We start from the raw sequence: 18,103 nt of genomic DNA, 5'->3' as shown, positions 1-18,103 counted from the left end.
GCGACGGCGCCCGGCAGCGCAACGCGCAAGGCCGGGCGCGGCAATCGCTAACATATTGAAAATTAATTAAATAAACGCGCCGAATGGTCGATAACTAGTTCAGCCGCTTTTCCATCGCGGTTGGACTTCACATGCAGAGCTCATACAATCCCTGGCTGGTGGCAATGTCGTTTGTCGTGGCGACGCTTTCGTCGTACACGGCACTCGATCTGACCGCCCGCATCTTCGTGCTGGCGTCGCCGCGGCTGCGGCACGTCTGGCGTATGGGCGGCGCGGCGGCGCTCGGCGTCGGCATCTGGTCGATGCACTTCGTGGCCATGCTCGCGTTTTCCCTACCGATTCCGCTCGGCTACGATTTCGCGGAGACCGCTTATTCGCTCGCGCTCGCCATCGGCGCGTCATATCTGGCGCTCTGTCTGACCACGCGCGCGCGGCTGACGGTCGCGCGCCTGATGGGCGGCGGCGCGTTCATGGGCCTCGGCATCGCCGGCATGCACTATAGCGGCATGGCCGCGTTGCGCATGTCGCCCGCCATTAGCTATCGGCCCGTGTGGTTCGCCGCCTCGCTCGCGATTGCGATCGGCGCGTCCACGGCGGCGCTGTGGATGGCGCGCGCCCTCAGCAACGACGACGAACAGTATGTGCTGCGCAAACGCTGCGGCGCGGCGTTCGTGATGGCGATTGCGATCAGCGGCATGCACTACGCTGCGATGGCCGCCGCCGACTTCGCGCCGGGCGCGATCTGCGGCGCGGCGGCCGGGGTGAATGCCGCGTGGCTCGCGACGTCGGTGATTCTTTTCACGTTCGCGATTCTCGTCGTCACGTTGCTGCTGTCGCGCTTCGACGCGCGCACGAGTTTCCTCGTCGGCGCGTTGTCGAAGCTCAACGGACAGATCGTGCGCCTCGCCACGCTCGACACGCTGACGGGCCTGCCGAACCGCGCCACGCTGACCGAGCGCATCGAGCGGGCGATTTATGCGGCGCGCCGTCAACGGTCGCTGTTCGCGATCCTCTTCATGGATCTCGACGGCTTCAAGACGATCAACGATTCGCTCGGCCACTCAGCCGGCGATCAGGTGCTGTCCGCGTTCGCGCAGCGTCTGCTCGTCTGCGTGCGCGCGGGCGATACGGTCGCGCGCCTAGGCGGCGACGAATTCGTCGTGCTGTCCGAGAACCTGGCGTCGCGCGACGACGCCGCCACGCTCGCGGAAGGCGTGCTCGAACGCATGCGGCACGACACGTGGACCGATTCGCAGCCGCTGCAGGTGATGCCGAGCATCGGCATCGCGTTGTTTCCCGAGGACGGCGATACCGTCGACACGCTGCTCAAGCACGCGGACGCCGCGATGTACGAAGCGAAGCGCGCCGGGCGCAGCACGTATCGGTTCTTCGAACGGAGCATGAACGAAGCGGCGATGCGCACGCTGCAGATTCAGAACGCGTTGCGCGACGCGCTTGCCGAACACCATTTCACGCTGCATTTCCAGCCGAAATTCGACGGCAGCAGCGAGTCGCTCGCGGGCGCGGAAGCGCTGATCCGGTTGCACGATCCGCAACTCGGCACGCTCGCGCCGCTCGAATTTATTCCGATCGCCGAACGTTCGGGGCAGATCGTGCAGATCGGCTACTGGGTATTGCGCGAGGCATGCCGGCAAATCAGGCGCTGGATCGCGCAAGGGCTGCCGCCGATCAAGGTGGCCATCAATCTGTCGCCGCGCCAGTTATTGCAGGCCGATCTCGTGCCGACCATGCTCGAGATCGTGAAGACGGAAGGCGTGAAGTGCGATCAGATCATGTTCGAGATCACCGAAACGGTCGCGATGCAGGACGCGCCCCGCACCATCGACATGCTTCGCGAGTTCCAGGCAAGCGGCTTTGAAATCGCCATCGACGATTTCGGCACCGGTTATTCGAGCCTCGCGTATCTGCAACGTTTTCGCGTGAAGCAACTGAAGATCGACCGCTTCTTCACGAACGGTCTCGACGCGCACGGCCCGGAAGGCAGCGCGATCGTTTCGGCGATCATCGCGCTTGCGCATTCGCTCGAAATGGATGTGGTCGCGGAAGGCGTCGAAACCGAGTCGCAAATGCACATGCTAAAGGCGATGCGCTGCGATGAAATGCAAGGCTTCCTGCTCGGCAAGCCGTTGACCGGCGAAGCCTTCGGCGATCTGCTGCGAGGACGGACGATGACTGCCGACGCCTGCTGATTCGACACGCGTCAAATGTGAGTGAAATGCGCGAGAAAAGTTATTCCGCCGTAGCCCGATCCGACGATAAACAATAAAAGCTGCACAGGTGCTGGAGACTTCATGAGATTCGACGTAGCGACGTTTACCGCGTTGTGGCTAATCACGTTTCTGTGCTGCGCACTGATCGCTACCGTGCTTGCGCGGATGTTCGCGCAAGTGAGCGCGTTCCGCTTCTGGGCCGCCGCTTTTTATCTGCTCGCGACCGCTTCCGCATGCTTCGCGTTGCATCTGACATGGCGTACCGATCTGCTGCTCTTTGCAACCGCGGCGCTCGCGCTGCAAAGCCGCATCCTGCTCTGGGCCGGCACGCGTAAACTGTTCGGTGTCCCGGTTTCGTGGCGCACCGCGATTATCGTGATCGGCGCATTCTGCGTGTTGTATGGCGGGGCGTTGTTGCTCAAGCTGCCCATGCTGCCGCGCGCCGTTCTGCTCGCGCTGTTCTTTGCGCCCTATCGCGCCGCCACGCTCTATGAGGTGTGCCGCCGACGCCGTCCGCAACTCGGTCTTGCGCGGACCATCGTCGCGATCGGCGCTGCTATCGCGACGCTCAGTGCCATCGTGCCGCTCATGCTGGTGCTGCTCGACCGCGCGAATCTCGCTTTGCTGCTCGGCAATCCGCAGACCACGTCGGCGGTCTACGCGGTCGTGTTCGCGGGCGACGTGCTGCTCGCGAGCGGCCTCATGGTGCTGGCGTTCAAGCTGCTGATTCTCGAACGCGACATGCTCGCGACGCTCGATCGCAGCGCCAGTCAACGGCTCGCCGTCGTGCGAAATATGCGGGGCATGACGGGCTCGAATGCCGCTCACGATTATCTGACGGGCGCCGACGAACCCACGCAACGCTGCCCGCTGCCAGGCGCGGTGTGAACTTCAGCACCTCATTGCACCACGTCATTACGCTTCGTTGAGCGCCATCGAGTTCGATTCGCGTCCGGCGTCGAGCATCGACGTGAGCGGTGTCGGCGCATTGCCTCCGTCGCGCCGCGTGAGCTTGCCGTCCACCGACGCGCCGCAATCCATGCGCAATTGCTGATAGTAGATGTTGCCCGTCACATGCGCGTTGGCCTGCAACTCGACGAAGTGATCCGCTATCACGTCGCCGACAATCTTGCCGTTGACGACCACATCGTAGCCATGCACGTTGCCTTCGATGGAACCGCGGTCGCTGAGCACGAGCAGCGTCTGGCCACCGGGCTCGCCGCTGACATTGCCCTTCACGTGGCCGTCGAGACGCAGGCCGTTGGTGAACTGAAGATCGCCGACGATGCGCACGTCGTGTGCAATCAGGGTGGCAAGCTTGGTTTGCTGAATGCCTGCGGCTTTTTTCTTGCTGAACATACGGACTCCGGAAAAAAATGGATGACGCGAATCACGCGCGGCGGCGCGCCTAGCGTCGCGGCGCTGCCCTGCTCTGCCCGCGCAGGAACTGCAACTGGTCGTTGAGCCGCGCGACTTCCGCAGCGGCGCTGTCCGCTGTTTTCTGCACCGACGCGCGCGCGGCTGACTCCTGCGCCAACGCGAGGCGCGCACGAGCCAGTTCGGTCTCCTCGGCGCTTTTATCGACGGGAACCGGCAGGCATTGCCTGAGCGGCAGACCGGCGCGCCACGCGTCGGCGGCGATCACCGCGGCCGCGCCGGCCAGCGCGCTCAGCGCGCAGACAAGCGTCCACACGACGATGCGAACGCGCAGCGGGCGCACGGGTGCGAGTGCATAAGCGCCATGCGCCACACGGCTTGCGTCGCGGGAAAGAAAGCGGTCAGCCATGAGAAGGAGGCGCGAAAAGCGCGAGATAAGCCGCGGGATCGACGGGCGCGCCGTTGACCAGCACTTCGAAATGCAGATGCGGGCCGGTCGAGCGTCCGGTCGAGCCGACATCGGCAATGTATTGGCGCGGCAGCACGAGGTCGCCGACATGCACGACGATCCGCGACGCGTGGCCGTAACGGGTCATCAATCCGTTGCCGTGATCGATCTCGACCGCATTGCCATAACCCGACTTCTCGCCTGCGAAGACCACCCGGCCACCCGCGGCGGCGAGAATCGGCGTGCCTGTTTTCGCGACCAGATCGAGGCCCGGATGAAAACTCAGCCGATGTGTGAAGGGATCGGTGCGGTTGCCGAACGGCGAACCGAAACGCGCGCCGTCGGCGGGCATGCGGCCGGGGAACGCGGCGTACGCGACCGCGTGTGCCGCCGTCTGCTGCTCGAGCGCGCCGAGCGTCGCGGCGATGCAATTGAGTTGCTCGCCGGTGCGCTCGGCGTCGAGGCGCGCGCCGAGGTATCGCGGCGCGTCGACGCAGCGTCGTGGCGGCAACGAAGGGCCGCCCTCGCCTTCGCTGTCGGTGGCCGATGAATCGCCGCTCGACGCGGGCAGCGTGGGAGAAGCGGTGGGAGAAGTGCCAGGCGAAGCGGCCGGCGAGGCAACGGGCGCGAGCGGCGCTGGGCGCGGCGTATTCAGACGGGTTTCGAAGTCGCGCAACGCACCGACCTGCGCGGTGAGGCGCGCAATGCGCGGCTCGATTTGCGCGACCGACGCGTTGAGCTTGCCGAGCTGGTCAATTGCGTAATCGCGCTCGATGCGGTTCGCGCTTTGCATACCGGAGACGCCGCGCGCGGACCAGTACTTGCCGATCGCAATGCCGGCCGCGAGTGCGAGCACGGCAGCGGCAAGCGCGGCGCCGAGCGCGAGCGCCGTCGCCGAACGGCGCGTGATCAGTCCCACGGAACCGCTGGAGAGCCGGTCGCGCGCGCGAAACACGAACGCCATCAGCACGCCCCCCGGCGCGAGCGGCATGCAGCTCGCCGCGCACGGCGCGTGAGCGGCACATTCAGGACAAACACGGATCGGACGAACTCGACTGACTGCATGCGGCATCCGCCGGACGGATGCCGGCGGCGATAATCGATAGAGGGCGCCGATTATCGCCTCATCGCCGAAAATAGCATCTCAAATATTAGGGGCGCATCTCGCTGCGCAGTTCGCCGCGTGGTTTGCCGCGCAGTTTGCCGCTCCGCTCACGCGCGCTCCAACGCGGCGAGACGTTGCGCCAGAATTCCGCTCGCGCGCGTCATCGGCAGACGAAGTTCGTCGCGGATCAGCCCTTGCAGCGCGAGCGATGCCTTCACCGGCGCAGGATTCGGTTCGGCGAACAACGCGTGAATCAACGGCACGAGCGTGTGAAAAATGCGCCGCGCTTCGTCGAGCGCGCCTGCCGCGAGCGCGCGATACAGCGCGACGAAGCGTTCCGTGCGCACATGCGCCGACGCCGCAATCGCGCCGCTGCCGCCCATGCATAGCGTGTTGAACATCTGCAGGTCTTCGCCCGCGAGCACCTGCAAGCGGCCGTCGCGAATCAGCGCGAGCGTGGTGTCGAGCGAACCGGCGCAATCCTTCACCGCCTTGATCCGCGGATGCCCGGCGAGCGTCAGCAACGTGTCGAGTTCAAGCCGCACGCCGGTGCGCTGGGGAATGTCGTACAGCACGACCGGCTTGTCGCTGGCATCGGCAAGCGCCATGAAATGACTGACGATGCCCGCCTGCGACGGCCTCACGTAATACGGCGCGGCCATCAGCACGCCGGCGATCGGCAGCGAATTTAGCTCTTGAATGCGCTCGCGCATGCTCGCGGTGTTGTTGCCCGATACGCCGACGACCACGGGCAACGGCGCATCCTGAGCCGCTTCCAGAATGGTCGCCAGCACCGCGTCCTTTTCCGCGGCGTCGAGCGCGGCCGGCTCGCCCGTCGTGCCGAGCGCCACAATCCCCGCGACATCCGCGTCGGCATAGCGGCGCACGAGCGCACGCAACGCGGCGTGATCGACCGCGCCGTCGGCGAAAGGCGTGATCAGCGGAATCCAGATACCCGAAAAAATAGACATGTCTTTCCTCTTGCGTCGATGAGCGACCGTATCGATTCCGGCAGCGTGCGAAGGAGAAAGACAGGAAGGACCGCCGAAGCGCGTGATCCGCTGTTCCGTCGCATCTGACGGAACAGCGTGCTCCGGTCAGATGAGCGGCTGTTTTTTGGCTTTGGCGCTGAACTCCGGGCTGCATTGCTCGACGCGCGGCGCGTTCGAGAGCGAGCGGCGCGCGCGGCGTGCGGCCGCCGCGTCTGCGAATGCAGAACGAAGCGCGGTCGACGGGCAGAGTCGGAGAAGTTGGCCGGAGAGCATGAAGCGCAGTGTAACCGCGCCGCGCGCAGCTTGGCAAAGCGCATCTTGAAATTGCTTGACTTCTATCGCGGGCAAATTAATATACGCATCGCGTATATCCGGCGCAGCCACTCCGACAGACAGGTGCCTTCATGAGCGTCCCGCAACAAGCCTTCCTCCGCGACGCCATGCGGCGTCTGAACATGACGCGCGAGACCTTCGCGGGCCGCATCGGCGTGTCGCGAAGAGCGCTGGATACGTGGCTTCTGCCGGACGACTCGCAGGAATCGCGTGCGATGCCGGAGATTGTCGAGCGATTCGTGTCCGAGATCGTCCTGCATGGCGAGCCGGGTGAAAAGTATACGCAAAGCGTAGATTCGCAATCGCTCGCGAGCCAGATGCTGTGGGAAGGCAAGCCGCAGTTGCTGTCGGTCGATCAGTTCTCGCGCGACTCGGTGGAAGCGCTGTTTCGCGTCGCCGACATCATGCAGCCCATCGCGCGGCGCCGAAAAATCTCGCGCGTGCTGGAAGGCGCGGTGCTCGGCAATCTGTTCTTCGAGGCCAGCACGCGAACCCGCGTGAGCTTCGGCGCGGCCTTCTGCCGGCTCGGCGGTTCCGTCTGCGACACGACCGGCTTCACGTTTTCGTCGATGGCCAAGGGCGAGTCGATCTACGACACGAGCCGCGTGATGAGCGGCTACGTCGACGCGCTGGTGATCCGCCATCCCGAGCAAGGCTCGGTGGCGGAATTCGCGCGCGCGACCAACGTGCCGGTGATCAACGGCGGCGACGGCCCCGGCGAACATCCGAGCCAGGCGCTGCTCGACCTCTACACCATTCAGCGCGAATTCTCGCGGCTCGGCAAGATTGTCGACGGCGCGCATATCGCGCTTGTCGGCGACCTCAAATATGGGCGCACCGTGCACTCGCTCGTCAAGCTGCTGGCGCTCTATCGCGGCATCAAGTTCACGCTGATATCGCCGCCCATGCTGGAAATGCCGGGCTATATCATCGAGCAGATTTCGCGCAACGGGCATGTGATCGAACAGACTCACGATCTGCCGAGCGGGCTGCGCGGCGCCGACGTGGTGTACGCGACGCGCATTCAGAAAGAGCGTTTTACCGACGAATCGTTCGAAGGCTACACGCCCGACTTCCAGATCAATCAGGCGCTGGTGGACAGCGTGTGCGGCACCGATACGCTGATCATGCACCCGCTGCCGCGCGACAGCCGGCCGGGCGCGAACGACCTGAGCGTGGACCTGAATCACGATTCGCGGCTTGCGATTTTCCGGCAGACCGATAACGGCATCCCGGTGCGGATGGCGATATTCGCGGTGCTGCTCGGCGTCGAAAAACTGGTTCAGCATTCGATGCGCGACGCGGCCTGGCGCCCGCCCGCGTATCTCGGCCCGGACGACGCCGTGTTTCATGGCATCGACTGAAGCTGCCTCGGTAATTTAGTTCGGTTACCGAAATAAATCCCGGCAGTGGTAACCAGAGTGCATCAAGCTATCGCACTGTTGCCGTTGCGTCTGAAACCGGCCGCAAAAAACTGCACCTGGTACTGCACTGCATTCGCCCAGTACTTCCACGTATGGCCACCGGGCCGCTCGGCATACCGATGCGGCACGCCAAGCTCGACGAGCCGCGCATGCAGCATCCGGTTCGAGTGCACGAGCGAATCGTTCGTGCCGCAGTCGATCATCAGCGCCATGTGCGCGCTCGCGAAGCTGCGCGCGTGTTCGACAATCGCCTCGCTGTTCCAGAAGTCCGCGTGCCGCGCCGGATCGCCGAACACCTGATCGATGCCCGGCTCGTCCTCGCAACCGCGCGGATCGACTGCGCCGCTCATGCTGCCGGCCGCGCCGAATTCGTCCGGCCGGTCGAGCGCGATATGCAGCGCGCCGAATCCACCCATGCTCAAGCCGGTGATCGCGCGCGCGTCTTTGGTTGCAATCGTGCGGAAATGCATGTCGATGTAGGCGACGACTTCGGTGCCGACATACGTGGCGTAGCGGCTACCCGCATCGACGGGACTGTCGATGTACCAGCTTTCGCGTCCGCCGTCCGGCATCACGAGGATCACGCCGTAGCGGTCGGCGAGTTTGCCGATAGGCGAATTGGCGGTCCAGTCGGTGTAGTCGCCGCCCGAGCCGTGCAACAGATAGACGACCGGGAAGCGGTCGGCCGCGTTGCTGCGCGCATAGCGGTCGGGCAACACGACTGTCGCTTCGAGAGACTTGTGCATGGCCGCGCTCGGAATCGTCACGACACGGGACTGGAACGCCCATGCGGGAGCGGCGGCAAGCAGCATCGCGATCAGCCAGACAAGACGTGCTGTACTCATATTCGTCGCTCTCCCTTCTACATGTGCGGACAACACAGTCGATGCAGCAGCGGCTCTGCATGCGGGGCGGCAAATTCCAGCGACGACTCTAGCAACGGCGACTTACAGCCAAATTTCAACGAACCCTACGATTCGCCTCACTCCATGCGCGACGCATGCATCGGCAACATGCGCGCGCGATCCCGCTATTTGACATGCACGCTCAGGCCCTCGCGGCCCGGCGCGATGTCGTCCTTCAGCGTCAACTCGGGAATCAGATAATCGCCGCCGTTCTGCGGACGGAACGGTATCGGCGCGGTATTCCAGAGATTGTCCAGGCGCTTGCCGAGCGCATCGCGTACTTCAAGATATTTTTCTTCGTCGATGCGGCTCGTGCGATACACGACGAACGGCGGCAGCACGTCGAAGCCGGGGTAATAGAGAATGCCGTGCTGGATCGGGAACAACACATCGTCGATGGGACCATTGATGCCGCGCGGACTGTAGTGCGATTCCCAGCCGCCCGTGGTGACGACGAGCATCGCGCGCTTGCCGGCTAACATGCCTTCGCCGTAGCGGTCGCCCCAGCGCGCATCGGAATGCTCGCCCACGCCGTACGCGAAACCATAGGCGTAGACGCGCTCCACCCAGCCCTTCATGATCGCGGGCATCGAGAACCACCACAGCGGGAATTGAAAAATGACCGCATCGGCCCATTTCAGCTTCGCCTGTTCCGCGGCGATGTCCGGGCTTTGCAGTCCATTCTCGAATGCATGCTTCGACGCGCGCGACGGATCGAAGCGTTCGCCCGTTGCAGGCGCGAGGCTATCGGCTGCATCGAGCGACGCCTTCCAGTTCATCGCATACAGATCGGAGACCTGAACCGCGTGCCCCGCTTCCTGCAGGCGCTTGACGGAGAAGTCCTTCAGCGATCCATTCAACGACCGCGGTTCAGGATGAGCATAAACAATCAGAACGTTCATTTTGCGTTGCCTTGATTCATGTGGGAATGCACCCACGATAGTGGCCGGCGCGGTATATTGGAAATGAATTGCTGATATGACAGGTATAGCCGTGAATAATCTGCGCAAGCTCGATTTGAATCTGCTCGTCACACTCGACGTACTGCTCGCGGAACTCAACGTGACGCGCGCGGCGGAGCGGCTGAATTTCTCGCAGCCGTCAGTAAGCGTGCATCTCGCGAAACTGCGCGACGTGCTCGGCGATCCGCTGCTGCTGCCGGGGCCGCGAGGCATGCGCGCCACCGCGCGCGCCGAGGCGCTGCGCGAGCCGTTGCGGCAGGCGCTCGAAGCATTGGAGCAAGCGGTCGCGCCCGCGCGTCCTTTCGACCCAGCGCAGGCGACGCAAACCTGGCGCATTGCCGCGACGGACTACGCCGAGTCGACCATCGTTCTCCCGGCGTTGCAAGGGCTGCGCACCGCAGCGCCCGGCACGCGGCTGGCAGTCGTCGAAGCCGTGCCGCCGCGTATTGCGAAGCAGGCGGAACAAGGCGAGATCGACCTCGGCTTTCATACCAGCGAAGACGCGCCCGCCGGCTTGCGGCGGCGCGTGCTGTTTGCCGAGCGTTATGTGCTTGCCGGACGCGCGGATCATCCGCGTCTCAAACGGCGGCCCACGTTGGCGCAGTTTTCGAAGCTCGAGCACGTGATCGTGTCGCCGGACGGCGGCGGCTTTGCCGGGGTCACGGACCAGGTTCTGGCCCGCGCCGGTCTCACGCGCAGAGTCGTGCTTTCCGTTCCGCACTTTCTGTTCATGATCTCCGCGCTCGCGAACAGCGACCTCGTGGCGATGGTGCCCGCGCGGCTCGTCCGCGATAACGCTGCGTTACGCGTGGTCGAGTCGCCCGTCGAAGTCCCCGGCTATGAAATGGCGATGCTGTGGCATGAGCGCTCGCATCGCGATCCGGCCCATCAGTGGTTGCGCGCGCATATCGCCGGTTCGGTTTGATGAAGCGTCATGCGCTGACTAGCTCTGGCCGTCAACCTGACCATCGCCGCGGCCGATCGCATCCAGCTTCGCGAGAATCTCGCCGCTCAGTGTAAGGCTGGCCGCCGCCAGGTTCTCACGTAGATGCGCGACAGACGACGTGCCCGGGATTAACAGAATGTTGGGCGCGCGCTGCAGCAGCCAGGCGAGCGCCACTTGCATCGGCGTCGCACCGATGGTTTGCGCGATCTCCGTCAAAGCCGACGACTGGATCGGCGTAAAGCCGCCCAGCGGGAAAAACGGCACATACGCGATGCCTTTATCCGCGAGTTGATCGATCAGCGCGTCGTCGGTGCGGTGCACGAGGTTGTAGTGGTTCTGCACGCAGACAATCTTCGCGATGCGCTGCGCCTCGGCCACTTGCGCCGGCGTCGCGTTGCTCAGGCCGATGTGGCGAATCAGGCCGCGCTGCTGAAGCTCGGCGAGCGCGGTGATCTGCTTTTCGATCGACCCTTCGCTCGGCGCGTGCACGTCGCCCATCAGCCGCATGTTGACCACTTCGAGCGCGTCGAGCCCGAGGTTGCGCAGATTGTCATGCACGCCGCGCTCCAGATCCTGCGGCTCCTGCGCCGCCAGCCACGCGCCGTCGCTGCCGCGCACCGCGCCCAGCTTCGTGACGATCACGAGATCGGCGGGATACGGATGCAGCGCCTCGCGAATGAGCTGGTTGGTGATATGCGGGCCATAAAAGTCGCTGGTGTCGATGTGATTCACGCCTTGCGCCACCGCTTCGCGCAGCACGGCAAGCGCGGCGTCGCGATCCTTCGGCGGGCCGAACACGCCTGGTCCCGCGAGTTGCATTGCGCCATAGCCCATGCGCCGGATCTGGCGGCCGGCGAACGGGAAGGTGTCGGTGATTTCGAGGTTCGGCATCAGGCTCTCCTTGCTGGTAGTTGAAGCGCAGTATGGCCGGGATTGCACCGTTTAATAAGGCGGGCTAACGTGCACGGGTCGTGCAAAAAAACGAACAATCAAAGACGAACCATCGCCATGGAATTAAACGACCTGACCGCGTTCATCTCGGTCGCACGTGCGGGCGGCTTTCGCGACGCGGCGCGCAGCAGCGGCGTTTCCGCTTCGAGCCTGAGCGTCGCCGTGCGCCGGCTCGAAACAAAGCTCGGCTTGCGTCTGCTGAACCGTACGACGCGCAGCGTCGCGCCGACCGAAGCAGGCGTGCGTCTGCTGGAAAAACTGACGCCGCTTTTCAGCGAAATGGAAGCGGCGCTCGACGTGCTCAACGGCTTCCGCGAGCAGCCGAGCGGCACGCTCAAACTGAACGTGCCCGCGAGCGCCGCGCGCATCGTGCTGCCCGATATCATCGCGCCGTTTCTGAAAGCGTATCCGGACATACGCGTCGAAGTGCTGGTCGAGGACGGCTTTGTCGACGTGCTCTCGATCGGCTGCGATGCCGGCATCCGTTACGACGAACGGCTCGAGCAGGACATGATCGCCGTGCCCATCGGTCCACGCGTGCAGCGCTTTGCGACGGCTGCCGCGCCGGACTACCTCGCGCTTCGCGGACGCCCGCAACATCCGCGCGAGCTGCTTTCGCACGCTTGCCTGCGCGGCCAGTTTGCCGGCGGAGCGATGCCAACCTGGTACTTCGAGCGCGACGGCGAAGTGGTGCAACTGAATCCGTCCGGGCCCCTGCTCGTGCGGCCGGGAGCAGCAATGGACCTGCTGATCAACTCGGCCGTCGCGGGCGTCGGCGTGATCCATCTGTTCGAACCCATGCTTCGGCCGCATCTCGACAGCGGCGCGCTCGAGCCGATTCTCGAACCGTGGTGGCAGCGCTTTTCCGGACCTTTTCTGTATTATCCCGGCCACCGTCATGTGCCGGCGCCGCTGCGCGCATTCGTCGATTTCCTGAGGGACCGCAACGCATGACGTGACCGGCCCGCAATTTCGACGCCACGCCGCCGATTTGCGGTGATAATGGGCTGCCGCCATTGCAGCGACGCACTTCCCAAAACCTGATCGACCGCGCCATCATGAACGACAAACGCGTTAGCCCGCTGCGCAACTTCGCCGGTTTCATTCGCGCCGAGCGGCTCCGACTAACAGAGCAATGGATGAACGCGGTTTTCGGCGACGCCGACCTCGTGGAAGCCGACAAGCTCACGTATCAGCAACTCGCCGACCATCTGCCGGAAATTCTCGAAGGCTTGTGCGCGGCGCTCGATATCGAAGACCTGGAAAGCGTCGAACCGGCCATCGAACGCGATGCCCGAAAGCACGGCCTGGTGCGCTGGCGCCAGGGCTATCGCATCGAAGAACTCGTGCGGGAACTCGACCTTTTCCACCAGGTTCTCGCCGATGCACTCGAAGACTACGCGTCGCGCGACGGCACATTCACGCGCCGGCATGAGCGGCGCGCGCGCCGCATGATCGCCGAAACGCTGAGCGTGGTCACGCTCACGTCGATCAGGGAAGTGGTCAGCGAACGCGACCGCAAGATCGACGAATACACCGGGCGGCTCGAACGCGCCAATCACGAACTGACGCTGAAGCAACGGCTCGTCGGCGAACTGTACGAGTCGCGCATGCACATCACGCGCAGCGTGGTTCACGATCTGCGCAACTTCCTGAACGCGTTTTCGATGGCGCTGCAACTCATCGCCCGCGCGCCCGCGAAAGCCGACACCGCGCTGACTCTGGCCAACCGCCAGGCGGAAGACATGAAGGCGCTCGTCGAGCAGATGGTCGAGTACTCGGTGATACTCGGCGACGGCGCGCCGTTGACGCCCGAACAGGTCGATCTGCATGAACTCTTCGAGGAACTGGTTGCGTCGTCGCGGCCGTCCATCGAGGCAAAGGGGCTGACGCTGCGCTCGGCATTCGATCCGGCGCTGCCCGCTGTGACGTCGAACCGTTTGAAGCTTAAGCAGATCGCCGTGAATCTGCTTACCAACGCAATCAAGTACACGCAATCAGGACAGGTCGAGTTGCACTTTGCGATGGCCGGTCCGGAGCATTGGTCGATTCGCGTGTCCGATACCGGCGTGGGCATCGCGCCCGCCGATGCGGATCGCGTCTTCCATGAATTCGAGCGCGCGGCGGACGACGACATTCCCGGCACCGGGCTCGGACTCGCCATCGTGAAGGAACTGTGCCGCGTGCTGGGCGGACACATCGAGTTCGTGTCGCGCGAGGGCGTGGGCACGACGTTCACGATCCGCTTTCCGTTGACGCTCGAGGAGGAGCGGTTGCAGAACTAACAGCACCCGCCACCGCGGCTACGGAAAATAGCGGCCGAATTCCGTTGACAGAGCGTGCGGCAAAACGGCACACTCAATTCATGTTCACGCACACCTCCATCGCCGTCGCGATTAATCACCCGAAGCGAGCCGTCATCGGCTGGCCTTTGGGAGCATGTGCGCGTTAGCAGTCTGAATCTGTAAAACAAGCCCCCAAGGCCCCGCCGGTAACGGAAGGGGCCTTTTGTTTTGTGGGCGCCTCCGTCAGCCGGCTCTATAACGGAGAGCAAGATGGATCAGGCAAGCCCGCAGTGCATGGACGACGACGCACGTGTTCTGGCGTATCAGCAGGACGAGCGTCTGCCGAAGGTGGTGGTGCATTTTCCGGTCGCGCCTGGCGCGACGCTGACATGGCGCGTCGAAGCCGACAGCACGCTCGCGGTGAACGGTGCGCGTCTTTGGCTGACGCGCGTTAGTTCGCCTTACGATCACTGGCTGGTGCCGGGTCAAACGTTCAGCCTGCAGCGCGGCGAACGCATATGGCTCAGCATCGACGGCGAGCGTACGGCGCATGTCTCGCTGACTTATCTGTTGCCCGCACAGGGCTTGTTCAGGCGTTGTCTAAGCCGGCTCGCCCGCCTGGGCCTTGGACCGCCGACACCGCGTTGACATGCTTCCCGCGTGCGAAACACGCTCGCGAAAAGTGCAACGGCGCGATGGTCTCTTGCAGGCCATCGCGCCGCGCAAATACTCATGCTTTACCGAATTGTGTCTTACTGCGTATCTTGCGGCGTGACCTCGACGGCCGCAGCGGAGACGAACACCGCATGGATCGTATCGCCCACTTTCACACCGGTCAGATCGACTTGCGGACCGGCTTCTAGCGTCTGCGTCTGATAGGCGCCGCGCAGCGTGACGAGGCGCCGTTTGCGGTCGATCTTCTGCACGGTGGCAAGCACTTCAACCTGGCGCGCCGATTCGAAGCCCCCCGAAGCCGGCGCATAAATCTGCGTATCGACACGTTCGCGAATGCCCTTGCCTTTGCCGTCGACACGATCCGCCTTCACGAGCAGCGCGTTCTTGTAGAGCGCATCGACACGATCGCCGACTCTGAGCTTCTCGAAGCCGGCAACTTGCTGACCCACGAGCACGACCACCACGTTACCGCCTGCGCCCTTCAGCGTCAGCGCGCGGCTGCCGGGATCGATGCCCACGATCGTGGCCTTCAGATGCACCGGCTGTACCGCGCTCACAATGTCTTGCGCGGCGCTCGCCATCGCGTCTTGCGCCCATGCCGGTTGAGCCGCCGCGAGCACCGCTGCTGCCAATGCCGCTGCAATCGTCGCTGACTTCATTTACGCTCTCCTCGATGAATCGCCCTTTATTCAATGCGCATTTCGCATCGCTCCATACGCATATATTCAGGACGCTTGATTAAAGGTGCAGCGCAAAGATTGTACATGCCTTACAGAAAGCTTCAATCGCGCGAAGGGCCGCAGGCATCCATGCAAAAAAACAGCCTCTTCGCTGTTGGGCGAAGAGGCTGTTGTGCGCGGAGCGTTATCTAACGCAGACGCGTTCAGAACATCACACGCGTTCGATGGCGATTGCAATTCCCTGTCCGACGCCGATGCACATCGTGCACAACGCGAAGCGTCCTTGCGTGCGTTGCAACTGGTACATCGCCGTCGTAACGAGCCGCGCGCCGCTCATGCCGAGCGGATGACCCAACGCGATCGCGCCGCCGTTCGGGTTCACGCGTGCGTCGTCGTCGGACACGCCGAGCGTGCGCAGCACCGCAATGCCTTGCGACGCGAACGCTTCGTTCAGCTCGATCACGTCGAACTGATCGATGGTCATGTTCAAACGCGCCAGCAGTTTTTGCGTGGCGGGCGCCGGGCCGATGCCCATCACACGCGGCGCGACGCCGGCCGTCGCGATGCCGAGCACGCGCGCGCGCGGCGTGAGGCCGAAGCGCTTCGCGGTCTCTTCGTTGGCGAGCAGCAGGGCCGCAGCGCCGTCGTTGACGCCCGACGCGTTGCCCGCGGTCACGGTGCCGTCAGGGCGCACGACGCCCTTCAGTTTCGCGAGCGTCTCAAGGCTCGTTTCGCGCGGATGCTCGTCTTGCGACACGGTGATCGGATCGCCCTTCTTCTGCGCGATCGTCACACCGACGATTTCCTGCGCGAGCGTGCCGTCCTTCTGCGCGCGCGCGGCTTTTTGCTGACTGCGCAGCGCGAACGCATCCTGATCGGCGCGGCTGATGTTGTAGTCGGTCGCGACGTTCTCGCCGGTCTCGGGCATCGAGTCGACGCCGTACATCTGCTTCATCAACGGATTGACGAAACGCCAGCCGATGGTCGTATCGTAGATGTCGGCCTGGCGCGAAAACGCGCTGGTCGCCTTGCCCATCACGAACGGCGCACGGCTCATGCTTTCGACGCCGCCTGCCACCATCAACGCGGCCTCGCCCGATTTGATCGCGCGCGCCGCGATGCCGACCGCGTCCATGCCCGAACCGCACAGGCGGTTCACGGTCGAGCCGGGCACCGCTTGCGGCAAGCCCGCGAGCAGCAGCGACATGCGCGCGACGTTGCGGTTGTCTTCGCCGGCCTGATTGGCACAGCCGTAGATCACGTCGTCAATGGCGCTCCAGTCGACGTTCGGGTTGCGCTCCATCAGCGCCTTGAGCGGCACCGCGCCCAGATCGTCGGCGCGAACCGACGACAGCGAACCCGCATAGCGGCCGATGGGTGTGCGAATCGCGTCGCACAGGAATGCTTCGGACATGTGATGTCTCCAGTGATGTACTGCGCGCGGCGCCGGCAGAAGCGCACGGATGAGTCGGGCATCGGCCGGACGGGCTGCCGGGCGGTACTCGCGGGAATTCAGCTTAGCGCAGGATAGGGAACGATGCGTTCGAGTCGCCGGCCGTTTTGTTCTTTATGCGAACAGACGGTCATATATCGAACAACAAGATTCGATGATAGGCGCGCGGCGGAAACGCTGTCAAGCGAACGCCGGCTTGCACCAGGGAATACGTGAGAAGCCGGAACGCGCACGGCAAAGTGTCTGACGATTGAGGCGCTCGCACCGCGGCCCGTGTTTGCAAGGCCGCGGCGCGAGGCTGGAGGGACGTTTAAAGGGACGCTAAAGGGACATTACCGCAGCGAGATGCCTTCGTCGGCAATATAGCCGCGGATCACATCGGCGAAACTTTGATCGCCGCGCAAGCCGAGCTGCTCGGCGCGCGACGTATCCCATCGTCCGGGCCAACTGCCGACAATCTTTTCCACGCGCGGATCCGCTTGCCACACGATCCGTTTCACGACTTCGTCGCCGGCCACTTCGCGCAACGCCGCGACCATCTCGTCGACGCTGACCGAAATGCCGGGCAGATTCAGCACACGCTGGTTGGCGAGCGCGGCGGCATCGAGCTCCAGGCCGGCGATCAGGCATTCAATCGCTTTGCGCGGCGACAGCAGCCACAGGCGCGTCGAGCCGTTGACCGGACACACAGCCTCTTCGCCGTTCAGCGGCTCGCGGATAATGCCGCTCGCGAACGACGACGCCGCTGCGTTCGGCTTGCCCGGCCGCACGCTGATGGTCGGCAGGCGCAGAACGCGTCCGTCGACGAAACCGCGCCGCGAGTAATCGTTGAGCAGCAACTCGGCGATCGCTTTCTGCGCGCCGTACGACGACTGCGGATTGAGCGCCGTATCGTTCTTCACGACCTCGGGCAACTCGCCGCCGTACACCGCGACCGAACTCGTAAACAGCACGCGCGGCCGGTGTCCGCGTTGCCGGCAAACATCCAGCAGCAGACGCGACGCATCCAGATTGATGCGCATGCCGAGATCGAAATCCGCTTCGGCCTGCCCGCTGACGATCGCGGCAAGATGAAAAATCGCCGCTGTCTGGCCGTCGATCGCGCGCTCGAGCACGCTGCGCTCGGCGATATCGCCGACTTCGGTGCGCACGCGGCTGTCGCCGAAATCGTTGGCCTGCACGACGTCGAGCAGCACGAGTTCCGTGAGTGCTTGCGGCGCGCCCTGCGCGTCTTTCAACGAACCGCGCGCGAGCAGTTCACGCGCGAGGCGCTGACCGAGAAATCCTGCGCCGCCGGTAATGAGTACTTTCATGATTCGCTTGAGTCCTCGTGTTG

The 18,103-nt window shown here is 64.0% G+C and carries 18 protein-coding genes; 7 read left to right on the top strand and 11 right to left on the bottom strand.

The features are described from left to right. Positions 1 to 131: 131 nt before the first annotated feature. Both BGRAMDRAFT_RS13380 and BGRAMDRAFT_RS13375 read left to right on the top strand, forming a co-directional pair. Positions 132 to 2,210, top strand: coding sequence for a putative bifunctional diguanylate cyclase/phosphodiesterase (locus BGRAMDRAFT_RS13380; protein WP_006049287.1), 2,079 nt, complete (start codon positions 132 to 134; stop codon positions 2,208 to 2,210). Positions 2,211 to 2,312: 102 nt separating this feature from the next. Then, positions 2,313 to 3,119: a hypothetical protein gene (locus BGRAMDRAFT_RS13375; protein ID WP_006049286.1), complete on the top strand. Its 807-nt coding sequence runs from the start codon at positions 2,313 to 2,315 to the stop codon at positions 3,117 to 3,119. Between the two features lie 27 nt (positions 3,120 to 3,146). On the opposite strand, the gene BGRAMDRAFT_RS13370 is transcribed toward BGRAMDRAFT_RS13375, so the two are convergent. From BGRAMDRAFT_RS13370 to BGRAMDRAFT_RS13350, 5 genes are all read right to left on the bottom strand, one after another. Next, entirely contained in the window at positions 3,147 to 3,590 is a 444-nt protein-coding gene (locus BGRAMDRAFT_RS13370) for a bactofilin family protein (protein WP_006049285.1), read from the bottom strand. Positions 3,591 to 3,639: 49 nt separating this feature from the next. Next, positions 3,640 to 4,017 (bottom strand): hypothetical protein, encoded by a 378-nt coding sequence (locus BGRAMDRAFT_RS13365; protein ID WP_006049284.1) that lies wholly within the window; start codon positions 4,015 to 4,017, stop codon positions 3,640 to 3,642. After that, positions 4,010 to 5,020, bottom strand: coding sequence for a M23 family metallopeptidase (locus tag BGRAMDRAFT_RS13360; RefSeq protein ID WP_044021058.1), 1,011 nt, complete (start codon positions 5,018 to 5,020; stop codon positions 4,010 to 4,012). The genes BGRAMDRAFT_RS13365 and BGRAMDRAFT_RS13360 overlap by 8 nt, the downstream gene beginning before the upstream one ends. Before the next feature lie 248 nt (positions 5,021 to 5,268). Beyond that, the gene (dapA, locus tag BGRAMDRAFT_RS13355; protein WP_006049282.1) at positions 5,269 to 6,132 is read right to left on the bottom strand and encodes a 4-hydroxy-tetrahydrodipicolinate synthase; all 864 of its coding nucleotides are present in this window, start codon (positions 6,130 to 6,132) and stop codon (positions 5,269 to 5,271) included. Between the two features lie 126 nt (positions 6,133 to 6,258). Next, complete coding sequence (locus BGRAMDRAFT_RS13350; RefSeq protein ID WP_044020994.1) at positions 6,259 to 6,537, bottom strand: hypothetical protein; 279 nt, start codon at positions 6,535 to 6,537, stop codon at positions 6,259 to 6,261. Positions 6,538 to 6,557: 20 nt separating this feature from the next. Between BGRAMDRAFT_RS13350 and BGRAMDRAFT_RS13345 the strand changes: the two genes are divergently transcribed. Next, positions 6,558 to 7,850 carry an aspartate carbamoyltransferase gene (locus BGRAMDRAFT_RS13345; protein WP_006049281.1) on the top strand — a complete coding sequence of 431 codons (1,293 nt, stop codon included), beginning with the start codon at positions 6,558 to 6,560 and terminating at the stop codon, positions 7,848 to 7,850. Between the two features lie 62 nt (positions 7,851 to 7,912). On the opposite strand, the gene BGRAMDRAFT_RS13340 is transcribed toward BGRAMDRAFT_RS13345, so the two are convergent. Both BGRAMDRAFT_RS13340 and BGRAMDRAFT_RS13335 read right to left on the bottom strand, forming a co-directional pair. Then, positions 7,913 to 8,755, bottom strand: a complete 843-nt coding sequence (locus BGRAMDRAFT_RS13340; RefSeq protein ID WP_006049280.1) for an alpha/beta hydrolase — start codon at positions 8,753 to 8,755, stop codon at positions 7,913 to 7,915. Between the two features lie 185 nt (positions 8,756 to 8,940). Then, the gene (locus BGRAMDRAFT_RS13335) at positions 8,941 to 9,717 is read right to left on the bottom strand and encodes an NAD(P)H-dependent oxidoreductase (protein WP_006049279.1); all 777 of its coding nucleotides are present in this window, start codon (positions 9,715 to 9,717) and stop codon (positions 8,941 to 8,943) included. Between the two features lie 76 nt (positions 9,718 to 9,793). On the opposite strand from BGRAMDRAFT_RS13335, the gene BGRAMDRAFT_RS13330 reads away from it, so the two are divergent. Continuing rightward, complete coding sequence (locus BGRAMDRAFT_RS13330; protein WP_006049278.1) at positions 9,794 to 10,702, top strand: LysR family transcriptional regulator; 909 nt, start codon at positions 9,794 to 9,796, stop codon at positions 10,700 to 10,702. 18 nt (positions 10,703 to 10,720) lie between these two features. Here BGRAMDRAFT_RS13330 and BGRAMDRAFT_RS13325 read toward each other — a convergent pair whose 3' ends face one another. Continuing rightward, positions 10,721 to 11,614: an aldo/keto reductase family oxidoreductase gene (locus BGRAMDRAFT_RS13325; protein WP_006049277.1), complete on the bottom strand. Its 894-nt coding sequence runs from the start codon at positions 11,612 to 11,614 to the stop codon at positions 10,721 to 10,723. A gap of 117 nt (positions 11,615 to 11,731) precedes the next feature. Between BGRAMDRAFT_RS13325 and BGRAMDRAFT_RS13320 the strand changes: the two genes are divergently transcribed. The 3 genes from BGRAMDRAFT_RS13320 to BGRAMDRAFT_RS13310 all read left to right on the top strand — a co-directional run bounded on the left by BGRAMDRAFT_RS13320 (position 11,732) and on the right by BGRAMDRAFT_RS13310 (position 14,607). Continuing rightward, positions 11,732 to 12,628, top strand: coding sequence for a LysR family transcriptional regulator (locus BGRAMDRAFT_RS13320; protein ID WP_006049276.1), 897 nt, complete (start codon positions 11,732 to 11,734; stop codon positions 12,626 to 12,628). 104 nt (positions 12,629 to 12,732) lie between these two features. Beyond that, positions 12,733 to 13,959 (top strand): sensor histidine kinase, encoded by a 1,227-nt coding sequence (locus BGRAMDRAFT_RS13315; RefSeq protein ID WP_006049275.1) that lies wholly within the window; start codon positions 12,733 to 12,735, stop codon positions 13,957 to 13,959. Between the two features lie 270 nt (positions 13,960 to 14,229). After that, positions 14,230 to 14,607, top strand: coding sequence for a DUF2917 domain-containing protein (locus tag BGRAMDRAFT_RS13310; protein WP_006049274.1), 378 nt, complete (start codon positions 14,230 to 14,232; stop codon positions 14,605 to 14,607). Between the two features lie 104 nt (positions 14,608 to 14,711). Here BGRAMDRAFT_RS13310 and BGRAMDRAFT_RS13305 read toward each other — a convergent pair whose 3' ends face one another. The 3 genes from BGRAMDRAFT_RS13305 to denD all read right to left on the bottom strand — a co-directional run bounded on the left by BGRAMDRAFT_RS13305 (position 14,712) and on the right by denD (position 18,080). Then, on the bottom strand, positions 14,712 to 15,293 hold the full coding sequence (locus BGRAMDRAFT_RS13305) for a hypothetical protein (RefSeq protein WP_006049273.1): 582 nt from the start codon (positions 15,291 to 15,293) through the stop codon (positions 14,712 to 14,714). 232 nt (positions 15,294 to 15,525) lie between these two features. After that, positions 15,526 to 16,728 (bottom strand): 3-oxoadipyl-CoA thiolase, encoded by a 1,203-nt coding sequence (gene pcaF, locus BGRAMDRAFT_RS13300; protein WP_006049272.1) that lies wholly within the window; start codon positions 16,726 to 16,728, stop codon positions 15,526 to 15,528. A 371-nt stretch (positions 16,729 to 17,099) separates the two neighbouring features. Beyond that, entirely contained in the window at positions 17,100 to 18,080 is a 981-nt protein-coding gene (denD, locus tag BGRAMDRAFT_RS13295; RefSeq protein WP_006049271.1) for a D-erythronate dehydrogenase, read from the bottom strand. Positions 18,081 to 18,103 lie beyond the last annotated feature (23 nt).

The organism is Paraburkholderia graminis C4D1M (genome assembly GCF_000172415.1).
Lineage (GTDB): Bacteria > Pseudomonadota > Gammaproteobacteria > Burkholderiales > Burkholderiaceae > Paraburkholderia > Paraburkholderia graminis.
The sequence above is the reverse complement of the archived record's forward strand: the minus strand, read 5'-3'. Positions and strand labels throughout refer to the sequence as shown.